This window comes from Serpentinicella alkaliphila, assembly GCF_018141405.1.
Lineage (GTDB): Bacteria > Bacillota > Clostridia > Peptostreptococcales > Natronincolaceae > Serpentinicella > Serpentinicella alkaliphila.
Window position 1 is genome coordinate 2,392,668 of sequence record NZ_CP058648.1, and the last position, 20,163, is coordinate 2,412,830.

Here is a 20,163-nt window from a genome sequence, read left to right on the forward strand (position 1 = left end):
CAAAAATACTGATTATGTATATAATATAAGTATATTTGTAAAAACAGAGGTGGTATAAATGAATTACATTGAAAAATTAGAAAGTTATATAAAACAAAAAAATGGAACTATATTAACATCAGACCTAGTAGATTTAAATATCCCAAGGGTATATTTATCAAAGCTAGTTGAAATGGGAAAACTGGAACGGGTAAGCAGAGGTGTATATGTATCACCTGAAACAATTGAGGATGAAATGTACTATATGCAGTGTAAATATCCTAGAATAATCTATTCTCATGAGACTGCTTTATTTATACATAATTTAACCGATAGGACACCATTTGAGTATTCTGCCACTGTTCCAAGTAGCTACAAAGTTGTTAAGAATATATCTGAGAACTTCAAAATCTACTATATCAAAAGGGATTTACATTCATTAGGAATTATTGATGGAATAACTTCCTTTGGAAATAAGATCAAGGTATACAACGTTGAAAGAACAATTTGTGATATTGTAAGAAGTAGAAATAAAATAGATATTCAGATTGTAAATGAAGCATTAAAGGGGTATATAAAGTTGAAGTCAACAGACTATAGACTTCTTTTGGAATATGCAAGAAAATTTAGAGTTGAGAAACTAATTAAGGGCTACATGGAGGTGCTACTATGAGCAGTAAAGCCATGAGTCTAAAAGCCAAAATCAGAAATCTAGCAAAACAAAAGGATATGTCAGCTCAAGTGGTTCTTCAAAACTATATGTTCGAGCGTTTCTTAGAGAGGGTATCAAAATCCGAATACAAGGATAAATTCATACTGAAGGGTGGCATGCTAATAGCAGCTATAGTAGGGATTGATAATCGAGCAACAATGGATATGGATGCAACCATAAAGAATTACCCACTGAATGCTGAATCACTATCAAAAGCGATTGCTGATATCTGTTCAGTAGCACTAGATGACGATGTGAAATTTTCCTTTCTAGGAACTGAAGCAATAAGGGAAGATGATGCCTATGGTGGATTCCGGGCCAGTATACAAGCTGATTATGATACGATCACTACACCAATGCACATTGATATAACGACTGGAGATGCCATAACGCCAAAAGAAATTTTCTACAGTTTTAAGAATGATTTTTGATGACCGGACTATAGGTGTTTGGGCCTATAATATCGAAACAGTTTTAGCAGAGAAGTATGAGACGATCTTAAGGAGAGGTGAGCTTAGTACTAGACCGAGAGATTTCTATGATATCTATATCTTGGCTAAAACTCAAGATTTTGATGAAGAAGTCTTTGCTGATGCAGTTAAAAAGACTTCAGCTAACAGAGGTACAACCCATATTTTAAAAGATGTTGAAAAAAGAATTGCTAGCATTGGAAGTAGCGAAGATTTAAAAAGACAGTGGAAGAAATACACTAGGAATTATCGTTATGCCGAAGATATACCCTATGATTATATTATTGAAGCATTAAAACGATTGGCTTTAAATGTATAAAGAATATTTAGTACCCCAGACAGTATAGTGTGGTAAAAAAGAGTTGCAAAATAGTGGTATGTATCCCCCTTTCTTATCTCTACCAAGGTTCTTTCGTACTTATTTAATTATTATAATTGTTTAATGAGATATTGAAAACTTTGAAAATACAAGATATATTTTTCTCGATTTATATAATTTTTGCGTTTTTCGAGACTACGAATCAGAAGATCCTAAAAGTTTTACATATTAGATAGATAATAAAAATATCTTTTTATAATAAAAATTATGGTTATATTGGTGACTGTAGATCACAAGCAAAAGAGAAAGGATAAATCGAGTATTATTTTTATCTCTTTCATGATTAACGTATGCAATAGCACTTCCATAAGTGAAGAGCATTGGCTCAATAAAATTGATAAGACCAGGATATTTATTAATTATTTAAAATGAGGAGCAAATTTGTAAAGATCAGCCATTCAACAATTTGATTATTAGTTGCTATCTAGCATATTTACAATTTGCAAAGTTAAAACTACTATACTTTCATTATGTATGGTAATTTTACTTAATACTTAATTCCAATATAATCTTATAAATATCATTTTTCACTTTTTAGTATTTCCTGAACTACAAGCTTGCTTGAGAGCAATACAATAGAAACCCCAGGACCAGGATGAACAGAGGCTCCAACAAAGTAGAGGTTATTGATAGTATCGAGTTTCAGATGAGGTCTAAAGTAATTAGTTTGAGTTAATGTTGGACTAAGTCCAAAGGCAGCTCCAGCATAGGAATTATAGTCTTCCTTTAAATCTATTGGAGTAAGGTAATCTACAAATTCAATATTATCTTCAATATCCTCTAAGCCCTTAATGTTTTTAAGGGTTTTTATTATTCTATCTCTCATAGTTTCAATTGTATGGTTGTCCCATTCTATTCCTTTAAATAGTAAATTAGGCACTCTAACTACTACATTAATAATTTCTCCATTGTTTATAGCCATACTCTGGTCAATTTGAGTTGGTGAGTAAATGTAGAAAGAAGGCTCTATAGGAAGCTTACCTGTAAATGCATAGTCTATATTATCTTTAAAGTTATCGTAAAATATAAACATTATGGACATTAAGTTCGGGATACTTTTTCTTTAGGCCTAAATAAAGAATAAATGTGGAGCAGGTGTATTTCATTTTTTCTATTTTTTCTTTTATATATTTTCCCTTATGTGAGTTGTCCTTAATAAGTTCATCCATCGTATAGGGAAAGTCTGCATTACTTATTACTATATCTCCATTGATTTCTTTATCTTTAGATATTATGCCAATAGCTTTATTGTCAAATATTAAAATCTCATCGACAGGGGAGTCTGTACGAATTTCTCCACCTAAATCAGAAATAGCCTTTTCTAATGCCTTAACATAGTAATACATTCCACCTTTAATATGATATATACCATAGAGTTGAGATACAACAGGAACTAAGGAATAAATGCTAGGTCCCTCATAAGGGGATATTCCTACATATAGGGATTGGTATAGGAGAAACTTTTGAAGTCTCTCATCCTTAATGTATTTAGATATTAGATCATAGGATGATGATAAGGACTTTGTTTTTAAGGCGTTAACGAGGGTTGAGGGCTTAAAGAAATCTATTGGTTCTTCAAAAGTATTATTTAGAAAATGCTCATTAGCAATAATGTATCTTTCGTATACGTCTGATAAAAATTTAATGTATCCAATAGCGTCCTCTTTTGAAATAGACTCTAGGTTTTTTATTAATAACACCAAATCCCGATTTAAATTAATTAGGGATCCATCTGCATAAAAGCAACGATAAACTGGATCGACCTGTATAAATTCTATGTAATTCTTATAATCAAGGTTAGATTCACGAAAAACTTCTTCATAGATTTGTCTATTCATTAAAATTGAAGCAGTCAAATCAAAAGTATATGGGTAGTTTACTAGTTGATTTGTTTTACCGCCTATATTTTTTTCTTTTTCATAAACTTTCACATCATATCCTTTACTAAGTAATCTTACAGCTGTAGACAAACCACCTATTCCTGCACCAATAATTAATACTGACTTTTTCAATGTTTCACCCCTTAGTAAATTATGTATAAAGTTATTATTACTATTAGTTTAATTTTAATTCTCTATTTTAGGAACTCTGTTTATATCACTATAGTAAGAGGTCTACCCAAAAAGTGAATATGCCCTCCTTACGATATACAGTTTATTATTTTAACTGTCTACCATAAGGGGAGCATATCAATTTAATTAGGATTACTTTTTTTATATTTGCATTCTGCCTTTGTTATCAGCAGCTATATTAAAAAGGATATATCTGATAAATACTAGATTAATAAATTATGTGTTTTAATAAAATCATTCAATACTTCTGTAAGGTTAGGAGTGCCTACTTCATCTAAATCATAATGTACTCGAGTAAAAGGTTTTTTAATGCTAATTATTCTTGTTAAATCAATCGGTGTACCTATTATTACAGAATCACAATCCGTATTATTTATTGTCTCTTCTAGGTCTTTTAATTGTTGTTCACCATAGCCCATTGCTGGTAAAACAGTACCGATCTCTTTATAGATTTTAAATGTATCAGTTAATTTACCTACCGTGTAAGGACGAGGGTCGACAAGTTCTGCTGCTCCTAGTCGTTGAGCCGCAACTACACCGGCACCTATTTTCATTTCACCATGGGTTAAAGTAGGACCATCCTCTACAACTAAAACTCTCTTTCCTTTTATAATATCTGGATTATCTACGGTAATTTTTGATTCAGCCTTTATAATTAAGGCCTTTGGATTAACGTTTTTAATGTTTGACTCAACTTTTTCTACTGCTTCCTTGCTAGCACTATCTATTTTGTTAATGATGGCTACATCCGCAGTTCTTAGATTAACTTCTCCTGGATAGTAACTCAATTCATGTCCAGGACGATGAGGGTCAAGGACTGTTATGGCAAGGTCTGGCTTGAAGAAAGAAAAGTCATTGTTACCACCATCCCATAAAATTACATCGCACCCATCCGGGTCTTGCTCAACCTGTTTTAAAATCTCTTCGTAATCTACACCAGCATATATAATGTTTCCTCGAGTAATATGAGGTTCATATTCTTCCATTTCCTCAACGGTACACTTATGTTTCTTTAGATCTTCTAAAGAAGCAAACCTTTGAACTTTTTGTTCTGAAATATCACCATAAGGCATAGGATGTCTAACTGCGACAACCTTTAAGTCTTTGGCCATAAGTAACTCTATAATCTTTCTAGATGTCTGACTTTTACCTGTTCCCGTTCTAACAGCACATACAGAAATTACAGGTTTATTACTTTGTATCATAGTATTGTTCGGTCCTAATAGTTTGAAGTCTGCACCGGCCGCATTAACCATTGCACTTATACCCATTACAGTTGTATAATTTACATCGCTATATGAAAAAACACATTCATCTACATTTAAATCCTTTATTATTTCTGGTAATTTTTCTTCAGGATATATAGGGATTCCTTCTGGATAGAAACTACCTGCTAACTCTGCTGGATATTTACGGTCATCAATGTCCGGTATTTGGGCTGCAGTAAATGCAACAACTCTATAATTGTCATTATTTCTATAATATGTATTGAAATTATGAAAATCCCTTCCAGCTGCCCCTATAATCACTATATTCTTTTTAGCCATTTGCATTCATCTCCTTCTTGGAATAGTTATATATATTAACACTATTTTACATTATAAACTGAGACATATAAAGTCTATGTTTAATAATTCAGGGATTATTTGTAAATAAGATAAATAAATATAATATTTGTATTAAATTCATAGATTATTATCCTTAACAGAGAGGATATATAGGTTGTGTATTGTTGAATTATAGGAAGTCGTATGGATCTTATGATGGAGATATATACATTGATGAAAAAAACACAGTGAACTCAAGGCAAAGGTAGGTTATATTTGTATTAGGAGAGTGATATATTAGTGTTTGCAGAATATGAGATACTGTGTTCCTCAACAGGGACAATTTAATAAGTTTGATATTAATAAGTTTGATATTAGGAATGAGTTCATGAATCGAAGAACTATAGAATTATTCACAGTTGAACTTCAGTGATTTTGTTTGTTAGAGTCATTAATCCCAACAAGAAATTTATTATTACAAATGTATGACTACGATGCCTGAAGCTATAATTTGAGCAAAATTTGTTATGGATTTACACAAATATGTAGAGAATTAATTAGGCTTAGTAGTTGTTAATAACGATAAGAGTTTTAAAATATATTTTGTACAGAAAGTTAGCTCCAATTTCAAAATAATGTAGTTATCTTTTCATTCTATAAAAGTAAGTGTTAGTATGGGAGTGTAAGAGCAGGAGAGAACTAATTTTTTATTATGGAAATGTATTTTGCCGAGTTAATATTTTGAAATCCATAATAAAATATGATTCTACTGCTCTACTTGCTATATCTAAAAGTCATTTAATAATATAAAGCCAGAATTAGGATTTTGTGCAATCAAAACATAGTTTACTTTAATTTTCTATTTTATAATTGCTCATAGCTTATAATTAGTGTATTATTAAATATCTAAAGAAAACTGAATAGCTTTTCTTGTATTGATATAGTGTTCAAAAATGATGAAATTATCTATACGGAGTCTGTCTAAATGCACATATGTTATGTCGTCAAAGCAAGTTGGTAGAATTAAGGCGCCATATATTCTATTAATTTCATTATTATTATTATTATTAAGAACAAAATAGCAATAAGCCACTTGTTTATAATCAAGCTCATTGAGATTGTTATAGTATTTTGAGTCAAAAACGTATGCAATATTATCTTTATAAAAATAATGATCTATTTCTATCAATCGCATACCTTTATGATATTCACCAATAGCCAATTCTAATTTACTGGTAAAGCTAAATTTGCAATTATTTTTAGAAAAGAGTAAACTATTTTCTTCTTTATTAATACCAGCGAAATTAGTTGAGAGATAATTGTTAACCATATTCTCCCATATTAGATTAAAGTAGTTAATTACAAATTTAGTTTTGTTATCCCATTTACTTAGCCATGTGAAAAAAATGATTAAACTATTTATTAAAATTCTATTTATATCTTTGAACTCAGTACTATAGCACCGTTTTAGCTTTTTAATTACTGATTTATAATCTTCAAAACTATTCTTATTATATTTATAATTTATGCTACTTTTATTATCAAAATAAAAAGGAATGATACTATATATTTTTTCTATTGCATAAGCCATGCACTCAGTCACAAACATAAACATGGCTTCTTTTTTTTCAATTATTAATGGCAAATAAATAATATTGTAGTTTGAGACAATATGTTTTTTACTATGTATAGTTTTTTTCCATGAAACTCTACCTGAATAGTCAGTTGTGTATTGTCTGGTTTCTACATGATATAGTCCATACCTTCGGTAATAGTTCAAAATATCATAGAAAGCTTTGAGCGGGATATTATTAGTATCTGATGAATTAGTGTTATAACCTTTGAAGTTTTGATGTTGTTTAATTAATAACTTACTTACAAGTTTTATGTCTTCTTCAACCTCTGAATATGTGGTAGTGATATTATATAATCCAAATTGAAAAAAATGTTTTGGGAAAGAGAACAATAATTCATTATTCCTAAAAATAAAGCCAACGAACAAAGATAAGCCTTCAGGTGATATTAATTTCTCATCGGCTCTCAAATCAAATCTTTGAATAATTTCTGCATTAACCAAAGTTCCTTCTTGTAATATATGGACTATTTTAACTTTCATTTGAGTACACCATCAATAATTGTAAAAAGTTTTCAGAAAAAATGTTTTCATTATTTTTTAACTTCTTATAGGCTTGAGAGAAACTACGTATATCTTTCGAGATGAAATTTTTCCCAGAATCATTAATTAGATTTACATCATTCCAAATATATTGGAGTAATTTATTATATAACTGTTTATTATTATAATGATCATCATTTTCTTTAAACTTAATAAAAAATTGACCAATTTGTTTATCTTCTGGTAAAGACAGCTCCTCAACAATATATTTATTAAAAGATTGGTAAAAGTTACTCCATAGAATGTTATACTCCACACCGTTTTCAATAAGTTTAATTACAAAATCATTTAATAGTTGTCCAGTTGTATCTTTAATTGGATCTAAATCAACATATTCGAATTCGAATCTTCTCTTAAATGCGTTGTCCATAACAAAGACATTTTGGTCACTAGTATTTACTGTACCGATTATATTTAAGTTTCTAGGTAAGTAGATGTCTTTACCTTCTGAAGGAAAAACTTCCGTCTGAATCAGATCATTTTTTATACTATATTCGCTTACTCCATCAGAATCTCTATCTAGTAGTTGAAAAATATCCCCAAAGATTGAAGCTATATTTCCTCTCGACATTTCCTCTAAAACAAGATAGACAGGTTGAGTCGGGGAACTAAAAGCAGTTTTCAAAGCCTGAGTAAAAATACCAGGTGTGAATTTATACTCAATAGTTTTATCACCATCATTATTGTGTACTCTAGGTAAAATACTTCCAACAAAATCAAAATAGCTATATTCGGAGTGGATAGTTGTTCTAAAGACAAACATATTATTTTGATTTGTGGGACTATAATCAGAATAATCTTCTTGTATTATTTTAGTTGCTTGGAAGCTTTTACCTGTTCCTGGAGGACCAAAAAGTATTAATTGCAATCCGAAATTCTTAAAGTCCTCATGATTATTTAAGTTGATTTCATAATTTACTCTTTTTTCTTTTACATTAGCAATATCGTATTTAAATTCAATATCAATTTCAAAAGTTTTCTCAACAAGATTAACAGTGTAGTGAAGTAAATTGCCCTGTATATTATTATCATAAAGCTCTGAGAACCATTTACAACCAGGGTCATTATGTTTCTCATATTGAGATTTAAAAAGTTGGGGCTTATTATTAGTTGCGTGGTGTATTAGAAGCTTATTATTTACATTTTGATATTTTTCACCAATTAGTTTTAATATATTTTTGCCCAAGATTAATTTAAATTCATTTACTAAAATATACTCATCTTTTGTCCTAGAACCCGAACCAACTATTTGATTGAATTTGATTACTTGTTTTTCTTTGCAAATATCAAAAAATTCTTTAGGAATATTATATGAAACTTGCGCACCAGCGTAATTATCTATTGCTTTATTATCCATCACTTCAATAATTTTATAAATATTATACTTATTTTTAGATTCTGATTTAGTTACAGTACTTTCATCCTCAATTAAATTCTCACAATAATGCATATATGTATACCCCCCATCAATAAATTCTTTTTAGTTACTTATTTTTCATATTGATTAATTCTTCCTTTATTACTTTCGCCACCGCATATGCGAGTAAAGGAGGGACAGCATTTCCTATTTGTGTATATTGACTAGTTTTACTACCATTAAAATAATAATTATCAGGAAAGCTCTGAATTCGAGCTGATTCTCTTGCAGTAGGTATTCGATTTTCTTCGTAATGGAAATAGTTTCTATGACCACAATCTATAGTATTACTTGGTAAGGTACTATCCATTCTTCTAAAAGCATTATTATAGTTTCTAACTTTATAGTATTCTGGTGGAAGGTCTCTAATGCTTCCACCATCAGGAACTAAACTAATAATGCTAATTGTTTTCTCTGTATGTAATGTTTTTACGTGGTTTGTGACCTTATTGGAATTTTGTCTTACCCAATATTGAAATTTGTTTTTAGGCATACTTTGGTATTTTTCACTTTCTGTCTCTTCACGAAGAGTAGGTAAGTCGCTCAAAGCGTCTTTTGTTGTTACAAGCTCGCTTTTTTCAATTCTGTCAAAATCAAAAAAAGTTTCATTAAAAATGTCATTTTTTAATCCTACGAAAAAAACTCTTTCTCTTGCTTGAGGGACTCCATAGTCAGATGCTTTAAGTAATTTATAGTTAACATTATAGCCTAAATTACCAAATCTATTGATTATATCATCTCTATATATTCCTTTTCCTAAACTCAATAAACCTTTGACATTTTCTAACACAAAGAAACTTGGCTTAACTATATCGACAAATCTAACATATTCTAGATATAAGTTGTTTCTAAAATCATTCGTATCTCTAGTACCGACAAGACTAAAACCTTGACAAGGTGGTCCACCTATAATGCCTTCTACAGTGTTACTATTCAACAAGTGTAGAAGCTTTTCATTTGTATAGTCATGAATATCCATACTTATACCAACTTTGTTTTCTCTATTATAATTATATGTAGCTATGGCATCAGGCCACTTATCCAATGCTAGTATTGATTCAAATCCTACTAGTTCGAATCCCTTACTTAGACCTCCAGCTCCACAAAATAAATCAATTATCTTCATAACTTTATCCTCCTAAAATGCTACTTAATATGGCACTAGCAATACATTCTGACAAAATAGCAGGAACTGCATTACCAACTTGTCTAAATTGATCTGTTTTACTTCCCAAAAAAACAAATGAATCAGTAAAGGTTTGTATTCTTGCAGACTCTCTTACTGTAGGGACTCTATGAAATATTGGATGGAAGTAATTCATATGACCTGTATCAATTGTAATTGATGGCTTATTATAACTTAATCGTCTATACGCAGAAGAATGTCTATTATTCCTTTGTGTATCCCACATACTATCTGGAATATCTCTCCAATTCCCACCTTGCGGTACAAATTTCATTCTTTCAACAACTTGTTTACTATGAGTGCTAATATCATGATTCGCAATTTGATCCATTTTTTCAGCATAATAATAGTTTTGAATTGGAGATCGCAAAATTTCCTTAAGTGTATTAAAATTAGCCTTGTTCTCTAACTGTTCCAAATCACCGATAGCGTCAAATACAGTTGTATCTGTAAATTTAGGTTGGATAGAATCAAAATTAAAAGCTTTATTCAAGTCATTTCTTATGCCAACAAAAAAAGCCCTCTTTCTTGTTTGTGGTACACCATAGTCATATGCATTCAAAACGCTTACGCTTACGTTGTATCCTAATTCGGTAGTTATCTCTAATATTTTGTTTTTTGCGTACCCATTATCTCTTGTTAAAATTCCTTGTACATTTTCTATTACAAATACGCTTGGTTTTATTAATCTCACAAATCTCATGTATTCTAAGAATAGTTTATTTCTAGGGTCATCTTCTATAGGCGTGTATCTATTAGCCGAACTAAATCCTTGACATGGTGGCCCACCAATAATAACATCAATATCATTCAACTCATTTACGACAGTAATATCGCTTATTTCTTGTATATCACCACAATAATGGAATTTAGTATTAAAGTTGGCATTGTGCGTATCCATAGCAGCCTTATTAAAGTCTACACCACCAGCTATAATAAAACCTGCATTTTTGAAGCCTAAGCTTAGGCCCCCAGCCCCACAAAATAAATCTAAAACTTTATAACTCAAAGTCTCCACCCCTAAACGTGTAATTTCAATAAAAGTTAAAATGATTAAAATAGGTCAAAAGTAACGAGTATACATTTTTTCGTATAGAAAGTATGTATTCATGTTCATAATATTAAGTTTATAACTTTTGCAAATTATATTATAACCTTAAATGATAATTAATTCAATTATGCAATAGTGTCTAGTATGTAATCATTTGACAAACATGAACCGTAATAAATGTTGAGTGGAGATTGATTTATATGAATACCCCTTTAATAATAGTGTCAAGAAATGTCGAAAGAAACCAGGAGGTGTATAATTGATTATGTCGAATATTATTAAAGTTAAAATATATTAGAAGCTTTGTTACTGTAATGTTAATACTTTAAAAAATTTAGATTACTTCTAAATATAAATAAAAAATAAGAGAGGATATATATATATGGAAGTTGTAAAACCCAATTTAAAAAACTTTGTTAAATCTCTAAGAGATATTGGATATACGTTTGAAATTGCAATTGCAGACATACTAGATAATAGTATTAGTGCTAATGCTTCAAAGATAAAAATTTTTACAGTAGCAGAACCTGAACTAGTTTTTGCAATTTTAGATGATGGTATAGGTATGTCTACAGAAGAATTAGTGAATGCAATGAGACTAGCAACTAAAAACCCAGAGAATGAAAGGGCAAAGGATGATTTAGGAAGGTTTGGGCTAGGTCTAAAAACTGCGTCATTCTCTCAATGTAAGAAGCTTACTGTTATATCAAAGAAAAACAATAAACTTTCTGCAAGACAATGGGATCTTGATTTTATTGCAGAAACAGATGAGTGGTATTTACTTAAACCTGAAAATGAATGTTTAAAATCTTTGCCATTATTTGATGAACTTTGTGATCAGGAACATGGGACACTTGTAATATGGCAATACATAGATGGATTAAAAAATAATAATTTTTCAGATAAAATTACTAAGCTAAGACAACATCTTTCATTAGTGTTTCATAGATTTATCGAAGGAACAGATATGTTTAGGTCAGTATCTATAGAAGTTAACAATAACCCGATTAAAGCATTTAACCCATTTAACTCAAATCATCCAGCTACACAACAACTAGCGGTCGAAAAAATAAAACTCCATGATTCTACGATTAATATTCAACCTTATATCTTACCACATCATTCTAAGTTATCTCAACAGGAATATGAAAGATATGCAACAGAGGACGGTTATACAAGATCACAAGGGTTCTATTTATATCGAGCTAATAGGCTCTTAATTTACGGTACTTGGTGGGGATTACATAAAGCAATTGATGCACATAAATTAGTCAGAATTAAAATAGATATACCGAATGAGCAGGATTCTTTATGGGGAATAGATTTAAAGAAATCAACAGCAAATCCTTCTATGGAAATAAAGAATGATTTAAAGAGAATTATAAATCGTATTACTGAGAAAGGATCCAGACCATATACTGGTAGAGGAAGAAAAATTGATGATAAGTCTACTACAATGTTTTGGAAGCTAGTTCCTATAAATGATGAGTTTAGATTCGAGATTAATGAGGAACACCCTCTTTTCAAAAAGTTGCTATTTGAATTACCTAATGAAACAAGAGAATTATTTAATGTGTATTTAAAAGGTATACAAGCATACCTTCCTTTAGATTCAATACAAGCTCATTTACAACAGAACCCTCATAAAGTTGTTCAAGAGACCGTTTTATCTAGGGAGGAGATAGATAAAATTGTAGAGCAGTTAAAGTTATCTGGATTAGACAGAAACTCAATTGATGAGCTACTTAAAACGGAGATATTCAAGAATTATAGGGAGGCATTTGTTAATGATGCAAAGTAATAGTTATGAAAAAATCAAAGATTTTATTTACAAAAAACTTCAAGATGTAGATGGAGTATTACCTAGAGAGAAAATTGATTTTGAAATTGACAATACAAAAGCACTAATTTCGACTATTGGTTTAAAAAGTTTTGCACTGGTACTTTCTATTGAAAATATTGAGCCATTAAACTCAGAAGATTGGAGTCAGATGAAGAGGGAATTAGAAACACATTTCAATGTTGAGATGGATAATGGTATAATTATCCAAGGGGTGGAACAACAATCAAGAGATACAACTTGGCGGTCCGGTAAAGAGAAACAGAAAAATAAGTTGTATTATTGGAGTAGATATAGGGAATATATGAAAAAATCTTTACCACCAGAAGTAGTAAAAACAATTGACACTGATACAGATATAGTAATGGATAATATAGAAGATCCCTCATTTATCGAATTTTCTAGATATGGTATGGTTGTAGGTCATGTTCAGTCAGGAAAGACTGCTAATTATTCTGGTTTGGTATGTAAAGAAGCAGATGCGGGATATAAATTTATAGTGATAATAGCTGGTGGGATGAATAATCTAAGAAATCAAACTCAAGTTAGGCTTAACGAAGCATTTGTAGGGCTAGATAAAGGGTTACCAGTTGGTGTAGGAAAGTTAGGGAATATCAAAGATATGCCTGTAAGTTTAACTACTACTGAACAGGATTTTAATAAACAGGATGCAAACAAGAATGCTCAAGCTTTAAATTTTGATAATATTAGTAGTCCTGTTTTACTTGTAATTAAGAAGAATGCTAGCACATTATCAAATGTTATTAAATGGTTAGAAGCTCAATATAAAAATCAGATTTCAAATCATGCAATGCTACTAATAGATGATGAATCTGATTACGCATCAATAAATACTAAAGAAGAAGATGATCCTACAATAATTAATAAAAGGTTGCGTAAGTTATTAAGTCTGTTTAAAAAAAGTGTATATGTAGCTTATACCGCAACACCATATGCAAATATTTTTATTGATCATAGGACTGATACCGATGATTTAGGTAGAGATTTATTCCCTAGAGATTTTATATACGCTTTAGATGCTCCTAGCAATTATTTTGGAGCTAGGAAGATATTTCTTGATACAGATAATAAACATATTGTTGAGATTGACGATTATAACGATATAATCCCTTTAGGTCATAAAAAAGAATCCGATCTCCCTACTCTGCCAGAAAGTCTATATGAGGCAATGCGTGTATTTATTATAAATGTAGCTATTCGGAATTTACGTAAACAAGTAAATAAGCATAATAGCATGCTTGTTCATGCTACTAGATTTACAATGATGCATAAAAAAATAAGTATACATATAGACACATATATAACTGAGATGAAGAAGGAGATTAATACATTTGGACGACTTAAAGATGCTATAGTATATAGCAGATTAATTATGAGTATAAAAGAAACCTATGAATTATGTTTTCAAGAGCTCAGTTATGAGTGGGAAACTGTATTAGAGGCAGTTTGCAACGTAATTGATAGTATTATTATAAGAGAAGTGCATCAGAGTACAAGTATTCCTCTGGAGTACAGAAAGGACATTCCGACCAATGCAATAGTTATCGGAGGTACAAGTCTATCACGAGGATATACTTTAGAAGGCTTAAGTGTCAGTTATTTTTTAAGAAATACTGTGTTTTATGACACGTTAATGCAGATGGCTAGGTGGTTTGGTTATCGGGAAGGTTATGAAGATTTATGTAGGATATATATGACTAAGTCAATGAGCGATGACTTTGCTCGTATAATTGAAGCTACAGAAGATTTAATTGATAACTTAAAAAGAATGTCTGAAAACAAAATGACCCCTAACGACTTCGGATTGGCAGTACAGTATCATCCTGATAGCGCATTACAAGTAACTGCTAGAAACAAACAAAAGAATAGCAAAGATATATATATTGAAATGAAGTTAGATGGACATATAAAAGAAACAGGTTGGCTACATAGTGATGAAGAAGTAAGAGCAAAAAATTTAGAAGTATTATTGAATACCGTTAAGGAGTTAACTAAGAGTAATAAGCATAAAACCGTCGGTAATGCACATTTATGGGAAGATGTATGTAGTGATTTTATAATAAAATTTTTAAATGGGTTTACAGTCTACTCATCGGACCCATTTGGTATTAATTCTCGAATGCCAATCGATTTTGTTAAGAAGTATGTTGAAGAGATAGATACTAAATGGGATGTTGCTTTATATAGTGGAAATGGTAAAAAACATCCTGTGACTGAATATATATATATATATAAAGAAGAAAGAATAATATCAAATGGTAACAAAGAAAAATATTTTGAGCTTCAAAAGAGACAAGTTTCATCAGGAAATGCTGAGGCCATAGTTCTTAAAGATAGAAAAAATATCAATAGTAATCGAAAGAGTATAAGAGAGCAGATGATAAAACCCTTATTAATGCTTCATATTTTGGAAACTATACCAGATGAGAAATTAGCTGCCTTTGGTGTAAGTTTTCCAGGGGGGATTAAAAGCAAGGGTCAGACGGTTAAAATGAAAATTAACTCAGTATATATAGAGAAATTATTAACTGAGGAGGAGTCAGATGATTAATAATACTAATCCTTGGATTAAAATGTCTGTATCTTCTCTAAGACGTATAGATGCTAAGGTAAATCACAATATTTTTTGGATTAAAGACTTTTATGGTAATTACGGTTTTTGTATTCATTCGAAAATTGGATTTAATATTGATGAAAATACAATTAAACTAAGAGGAATTTCCATATCAAAAAGAAACTCTAATTCCAATAATGGGATTGTAGAATTATATTTAATACTTAATAATTACGAAGAATGGGAAATTTTTCTGACATTATGTGAAGATTTAGTTGCAGTTACAAAGAAATATATTTCTGATGAGTTAATGATTCATGCAGTTGAAAATAGATTAAGACGTTGGCAGCAACTATTGAAAATGCAGATAAATAGAAGCTTAACCTTAGAAAAACAAATGGGTTTATTTTCAGAATTGCTATGTTTAAGAGATTTTGTATGTAAAAAAGTTGGAATTAAACAGGCTATTACCTCATGGGTTGGTCCTGAGTATGACAAGCAAGATTTTTTACTAGATGATATGGTAATAGAAGTTAAATCATACCGCTCCTCAAAAGGAGAATTTGCACATATATCTTCATTACATCAATTGAATAGTGAAAAGGAGCCGTTGTATTTATTTACATATTCGTTAACAACATCAGAAAATGGGTTAACTGTTGAAAATGTAATAGAAAGTATTAGATTAGTTTTAAAAAATGAGTCAAATGAAACAATAAATATGTTTGAAGATAGATTAATCGAATATGGTTATGTACCAGAATTAAATAATGAACCACTTAAGAAATTTATTTTAGATAAATTAAAGGTTTTTTGTGTAATGCCTTGTTTTCCTAAAATATCTTCAAATGTCGTAAGCTCACATATTGTATCAGTTAAATACACTATAGATTTAACCAAATGTAACGAATTTGAAATTAATATAGGGTCTTTGTTGTAAGAAAGGGGGAAAATCGTAATGATTAGTTTAAATGAATTTCATCAAGATTTCTTGCAATCAATTCTATCCGATGCTGAAAGCAGAGGACTAATGAAACCACAAGCATTTTTTGAAAATGTATGTGAAGAATTAGTAAGTTCAGGAGAATTAAGTAATAACTATACCGCAGCAGAATATATTAAGACAGGGATGGAGGTATATGGCTACGATTTTGACCAAGAAAGAAAAATATTATCTTTACTAGTGCATCAATTTTTTCAAGAAGACGAGATTGAAACACTTACAAAAAGTCATATATATTCTAAATTTAACAGATTAAAATCTTTCTATAAGAAATGCACTTTAGGATTATATAAAGATCTAGAGGAAACCTCAGAGGCATTTTCAATGGCATACAACATATTCAGATATAGACAAGAAAATAAATTTGATAAAATAAGGTTAATAATTCTAACTGATGGCAAATCAACAAGAACTCTATCGAACATACCTTCAGAGTTAATTGACGATATAGTAACGGAATTTAGAGTTATTGATATTGAATATATCTATAAAATATTTTTATCTGAATATAACGATAGTGATTCTGAATTAGAAATTAAAATACCATGTTTGGAAATTTCTACATTAACAGATGAATATAAATCATATCTTACTGTATTAAACGGAAATTATATAGTTGACATTTATGAAAAGTTCGGACAGAAGTTGTTTGAGCAAAACGTAAGAACATTCCTGCAGTTTAAAGGGAGTGTAAATAAGGGTATAAGGAACACTATAGAGTATAAACCGGAGTTGTTTTTTGCATATAATAATGGTATTACTGCAACAGCAACGGATATTGAAATGGATAACTTTGGTAATATTAGCAAAATAGTTAATTTCCAAATAGTTAACGGTGGACAAACAACATCAGCTATATATGCAGCAAAAAAAGTATCAAAACTTGATGTATCTAACGTAAATGTTCAAATGAAGCTATCAGTTGTTAAAGATAAAGAAAAACAAAATGATTTTGTGTCGAAAGTTTCTGAATACGCGAACACACAAAATAAAGTTAACAAATCAGACTTTTTTTCTAATAGCCCATTCCATAAGGAAATTAAGAATTACTCTAAGCGAATTTGGGTTGCGGCAGTTAGTGGCTCACAACGCAGAACTCATTGGTTCTATGAAAGAGTAAGAGGAGAATACCTAAATGAACAAGCATATCTTACTAATGCGCAAAAGAAACAGTTTCAGTTAGAGAATCCTAAGGAACAATTAATTGATAAGACATTTTTATCAAAAAGTGAAAATGTATGGCTTCAGAAACCTGATATTGTATCAAGAGGTGCTCAGTATAGTTTTTCTACATTTGCAGAATATATAACTAATTTGTTAGAAAAGGATAATCTAGCTATTACGGAAAGTTATTTTAAAGACGCTATTTCAAGAGTAATTATGTTTAGATCTGTTGAAAAACTAGTATCTAAGTCAAGTTGGTATGATGGAGGGTATAGAGCACAGATTGTTGCCTATACAATAGCCTACCTTTCTTATCTAGTTGAGAAAACTGGTAAACATTTAAATTTTAACTTGATTTGGGAGGAACAAAAACTACCTGATGCATTAATTGATATCCTAAAAGTAATTTCAAAATCTGTTTACGATGGAATTATTAATACCCCCGAAGGATCTGCTAACGTTTCTGAATGGTGTAAAAATTCTAGGTGTTGGGAATTAATAAAGCAAATGAAAGTAAATATAACTTTGGATAATCGGTTGTTAATTGACAAAGAAGACTTAAAATATAGTAAAAGAGAAGATAAGAAAGAAAAAAAATTAGAAAATAGTATTGAAATGCAGATACTTACTATCACTACTCCTAGTGAGGTATGGAATGCAATGTATGATCATTATAAAAAATATGAATTTGTTTCAAGTATTACAAGAACCCAATTAGACATACTTGAAAAGATGGCTAAAAAAAGTTTAAATCCACCATCAGAAAAGCAGTCTAAGATTCTGTACCAATTATATCAACAAGCTGATACAGATGGTGTAATATAGTAATGTTGGTATTAAGAGTAGACCCTTTAAATAAGCTGTACCTAAATAGTTATAATAATTGGTCGGACAATGGTACTAAGGTTAAAAGATTATTAATTGTTTATCTAAAGCTATACTCTAGAAGAACAGGATAAGTCATATGAAATTAAGATAGTATCACTTAAGGTAAATTAACTTTTTAAACAAAAACTAGTTGATGCTTTCATAGATTTACTAAAGGACAAGGAACGTCAAAAAACACTTTTATCAAGCGAATAGTACAGTTTACTGAATATCTAAAAACTAATTATAAAAGTATATTTCTACCTAGATTAAGTATTTGAAATGGAAACAATTAATTCTATGAAAGGTTAGTAGATTTACTTAAGACTTTAAATGAGGATATGTCAAAACAAGAATTAATGGACTATTACGGGATTTAAAATAGAAAGACATTAATCGAAGATATTAAGTAGTTGTAATTGGTACTAAAATACTTGGACAAAGGGTTGAAATTCGAGACTTTTATAAAGTAGGAAATAAAATTACATACCAGTCAACCTTGCACCCTATATTTCTTTCGCTTAACTTTACAGAAGTATATTGTTTATTGATGGGTCTTAAGAACCTTTCTATGTATAATAATATTCTGGTTTGTAAAGTATATGATCATTTAGCAAATAGGGTATATTGTCAGCTTTCTGATTACTTAAGGAATAGGATAGAAAAGAAATTTAAAGTAATGGGTGTGTTTTTCCAAGCAAAATGAATTTGAAAAGTATAGTTACTCAATAGATGAATAATCATGACTCGTAGGAATCTATAAAACTCCATATTATATTTAACAAAATCCGGTGCCAAATGTAATATTCATCTAAATAATTGTGAAATGAAGTGATTCAAGATTACTATATTGACTATAATTTTAATGGAAATAAAGTACATATTAAAAAAGATCCATTTGGAGAAAATAAGAGATATAAATATTTTAGAATAATGGATTTCGAGTATGATTTTATTTAGTATAAAACAAAATGGGTAGCTTAGCTACCCATTTTTAATTAGCGGTTTCTATAAAAATAAGATATAACCTGAGTTTATAGGTTGCAAGAACAAAAAATCAGCTAAACACCTTAAAAATACTAGGTCATAGCTGATTTGTTTTTATTTTTTTATGTTGTGAACTATTTCTTTCCTATAAGAACGAATTTGCTCGATTCTTATATTTCTGTAATTTAGAGAAACACCAAATAATTTTTCGATATCTCTATAAATTTCATCTTGTTTATTAAGTGAGTAGATTCCATTGGTAATAAATCTACACGTTGCATTTCTAAGAGACTCTTGTATTCGTTTAATAGAGTATTTGTTTTTGAGTTTATTCTCTAGAATTCTCGAAATTAATAATGCTACGAAACAAATAAGAAAATGTCCTTCTATTCTATCCTCTCTTCGAACATAGACAGGACGACCTTCTAAATCTGACTTTAAAACTTTAAAAGATTCTTCTATCTTCCAAAGACCTCTATACCTTTCAATTATTTCTTCATCAGGCATTTCAAGCTCACTGGTAACAAGAGCATAATACCCATCTAAGGCCACATCTCTTTCGTACTTAGCGACTTCAAACTCTAAGAGCGTTTTTTTATCTTCCACTTCACCTGTATAAGTATCTATCTCTATTTCTTTTAAATACTTTTTTACACCATAACGATTAGAAGCTTTATATTTCGAAGGATTTTCAAGATACTCTTGAATTTTTTTCTTCTAATTTTTCTCTTTTGTGTT

15 protein-coding genes are annotated in these 20,163 nt (G+C 30.0%); 7 read left to right on the forward strand and 8 right to left on the reverse strand.

The window, feature by feature from the left end; all coding sequences use genetic code 11:
• Positions 1 to 58: 58 nt before the first annotated feature.
• The 3 genes from HZR23_RS12215 to HZR23_RS17600 are packed head-to-tail and all read left to right on the forward strand — an operon-like array spanning position 59 to position 1,480.
• Positions 59 to 652, forward strand: a complete 594-nt coding sequence (locus HZR23_RS12215) for a type IV toxin-antitoxin system AbiEi family antitoxin domain-containing protein (protein ID WP_132849444.1) — start codon at positions 59 to 61, stop codon at positions 650 to 652.
• Positions 649 to 1,122 (forward strand): nucleotidyl transferase AbiEii/AbiGii toxin family protein, encoded by a 474-nt coding sequence (locus HZR23_RS17595; RefSeq protein WP_279229910.1) that lies wholly within the window; start codon positions 649 to 651, stop codon positions 1,120 to 1,122. The genes HZR23_RS12215 and HZR23_RS17595 overlap by 4 nt, the downstream gene beginning before the upstream one ends.
• Positions 1,112 to 1,480 carry a nucleotidyl transferase AbiEii/AbiGii toxin family protein gene (locus HZR23_RS17600; protein WP_279229909.1) on the forward strand — a complete coding sequence of 123 codons (369 nt, stop codon included), beginning with the start codon at positions 1,112 to 1,114 and terminating at the stop codon, positions 1,478 to 1,480. The genes HZR23_RS17595 and HZR23_RS17600 overlap by 11 nt, the downstream gene beginning before the upstream one ends.
• 580 nt (positions 1,481 to 2,060) lie before the next feature.
• Here HZR23_RS17600 and HZR23_RS17205 read toward each other — a convergent pair.
• From HZR23_RS17205 to HZR23_RS12250, 7 genes are all read right to left on the reverse strand, one after another.
• On the reverse strand, positions 2,061 to 2,573 hold the full coding sequence (locus HZR23_RS17205) for a phytoene desaturase family protein (protein ID WP_243098271.1): 513 nt from the start codon (positions 2,571 to 2,573) through the stop codon (positions 2,061 to 2,063).
• Positions 2,554 to 3,552 carry a phytoene desaturase family protein gene (locus HZR23_RS12225; RefSeq protein ID WP_243098270.1) on the reverse strand — a complete coding sequence of 333 codons (999 nt, stop codon included), beginning with the start codon at positions 3,550 to 3,552 and terminating at the stop codon, positions 2,554 to 2,556. The genes HZR23_RS17205 and HZR23_RS12225 overlap by 20 nt, the downstream gene beginning before the upstream one ends.
• A gap of 263 nt (positions 3,553 to 3,815) precedes the next feature.
• Positions 3,816 to 5,159, reverse strand: a complete 1,344-nt coding sequence (locus HZR23_RS12230) for a cyclic 2,3-diphosphoglycerate synthase (protein WP_132849443.1) — start codon at positions 5,157 to 5,159, stop codon at positions 3,816 to 3,818.
• An 898-nt stretch (positions 5,160 to 6,057) separates the two neighbouring features.
• Positions 6,058 to 7,275 carry an LlaJI family restriction endonuclease gene (locus HZR23_RS12235; protein WP_132849442.1) on the reverse strand — a complete coding sequence of 406 codons (1,218 nt, stop codon included), beginning with the start codon at positions 7,273 to 7,275 and terminating at the stop codon, positions 6,058 to 6,060.
• The gene (locus HZR23_RS12240) at positions 7,265 to 8,785 is read right to left on the reverse strand and encodes an McrB family protein (protein WP_132849441.1); all 1,521 of its coding nucleotides are present in this window, start codon (positions 8,783 to 8,785) and stop codon (positions 7,265 to 7,267) included. The genes HZR23_RS12235 and HZR23_RS12240 overlap by 11 nt, the downstream gene beginning before the upstream one ends.
• A 34-nt stretch (positions 8,786 to 8,819) precedes the next feature.
• Positions 8,820 to 9,878 carry a DNA cytosine methyltransferase gene (locus HZR23_RS12245; RefSeq protein WP_132849440.1) on the reverse strand — a complete coding sequence of 353 codons (1,059 nt, stop codon included), beginning with the start codon at positions 9,876 to 9,878 and terminating at the stop codon, positions 8,820 to 8,822.
• A gap of 4 nt (positions 9,879 to 9,882) precedes the next feature.
• Complete coding sequence (locus HZR23_RS12250; RefSeq protein ID WP_132849439.1) at positions 9,883 to 10,947, reverse strand: DNA cytosine methyltransferase; 1,065 nt, start codon at positions 10,945 to 10,947, stop codon at positions 9,883 to 9,885.
• 424 nt (positions 10,948 to 11,371) lie between these two features.
• On the opposite strand from HZR23_RS12250, the gene HZR23_RS12255 reads away from it, so the two are divergent.
• The 4 genes from HZR23_RS12255 to HZR23_RS12270 are packed head-to-tail and all read left to right on the forward strand — an operon-like array spanning position 11,372 to position 18,396.
• On the forward strand, positions 11,372 to 12,790 hold the full coding sequence (locus HZR23_RS12255) for an ATP-binding protein (RefSeq protein WP_207667923.1): 1,419 nt from the start codon (positions 11,372 to 11,374) through the stop codon (positions 12,788 to 12,790).
• The gene (locus HZR23_RS12260; RefSeq protein WP_207667922.1) at positions 12,777 to 15,401 is read left to right on the forward strand and encodes a Z1 domain-containing protein; all 2,625 of its coding nucleotides are present in this window, start codon (positions 12,777 to 12,779) and stop codon (positions 15,399 to 15,401) included. Before HZR23_RS12255 ends, HZR23_RS12260 begins: the two co-directional genes overlap by 14 nt.
• The gene (locus HZR23_RS12265) at positions 15,394 to 16,344 is read left to right on the forward strand and encodes a PD-(D/E)XK motif protein (RefSeq protein ID WP_132849437.1); all 951 of its coding nucleotides are present in this window, start codon (positions 15,394 to 15,396) and stop codon (positions 16,342 to 16,344) included. The genes HZR23_RS12260 and HZR23_RS12265 overlap by 8 nt, the downstream gene beginning before the upstream one ends.
• Before the next feature lie 18 nt (positions 16,345 to 16,362).
• Complete coding sequence (locus HZR23_RS12270; protein WP_132849436.1) at positions 16,363 to 18,396, forward strand: AIPR family protein; 2,034 nt, start codon at positions 16,363 to 16,365, stop codon at positions 18,394 to 18,396.
• A 1,143-nt stretch (positions 18,397 to 19,539) separates the two neighbouring features.
• On the opposite strand, the gene HZR23_RS12275 is transcribed toward HZR23_RS12270, so the two are convergent.
• Positions 19,540 to 20,133 carry an IS1634 family transposase gene (locus HZR23_RS12275; protein WP_330615955.1) on the reverse strand — a complete coding sequence of 198 codons (594 nt, stop codon included), beginning with the start codon at positions 20,131 to 20,133 and terminating at the stop codon, positions 19,540 to 19,542.
• Positions 20,134 to 20,163 lie beyond the last annotated feature (30 nt).

Coding starts and splice junctions, on each gene's coding strand:
- HZR23_RS17595 (WP_279229910.1), top strand. CDS start 649: ATGAGCAGTAAAGCCATGAGTCTAAAAGCCAAAATCAGAAATCTAGCA.
- HZR23_RS17600 (WP_279229909.1), top strand. CDS start 1,112: ATGATTTTTGATGACCGGACTATAGGTGTTTGGGCCTATAATATCGAA.
- HZR23_RS12215 (WP_132849444.1), top strand. CDS start 59: ATGAATTACATTGAAAAATTAGAAAGTTATATAAAACAAAAAAATGGA.
- HZR23_RS17205 (WP_243098271.1), bottom strand. CDS start 2,573: ATGTTTATATTTTACGATAACTTTAAAGATAATATAGACTATGCATTT.
- HZR23_RS12245 (WP_132849440.1), bottom strand. CDS start 9,878: ATGAAGATAATTGATTTATTTTGTGGAGCTGGAGGTCTAAGTAAGGGA.
- HZR23_RS12255 (WP_207667923.1), top strand. CDS start 11,372: ATGGAAGTTGTAAAACCCAATTTAAAAAACTTTGTTAAATCTCTAAGA.
- HZR23_RS12260 (WP_207667922.1), top strand. CDS start 12,777: ATGATGCAAAGTAATAGTTATGAAAAAATCAAAGATTTTATTTACAAA.
- HZR23_RS12270 (WP_132849436.1), top strand. CDS start 16,363: ATGATTAGTTTAAATGAATTTCATCAAGATTTCTTGCAATCAATTCTA.
- HZR23_RS12265 (WP_132849437.1), top strand. CDS start 15,394: ATGATTAATAATACTAATCCTTGGATTAAAATGTCTGTATCTTCTCTA.
- HZR23_RS12230 (WP_132849443.1), bottom strand. CDS start 5,159: ATGGCTAAAAAGAATATAGTGATTATAGGGGCAGCTGGAAGGGATTTT.
- HZR23_RS12240 (WP_132849441.1), bottom strand. CDS start 8,785: ATGCATTATTGTGAGAATTTAATTGAGGATGAAAGTACTGTAACTAAA.
- HZR23_RS12235 (WP_132849442.1), bottom strand. CDS start 7,275: ATGAAAGTTAAAATAGTCCATATATTACAAGAAGGAACTTTGGTTAAT.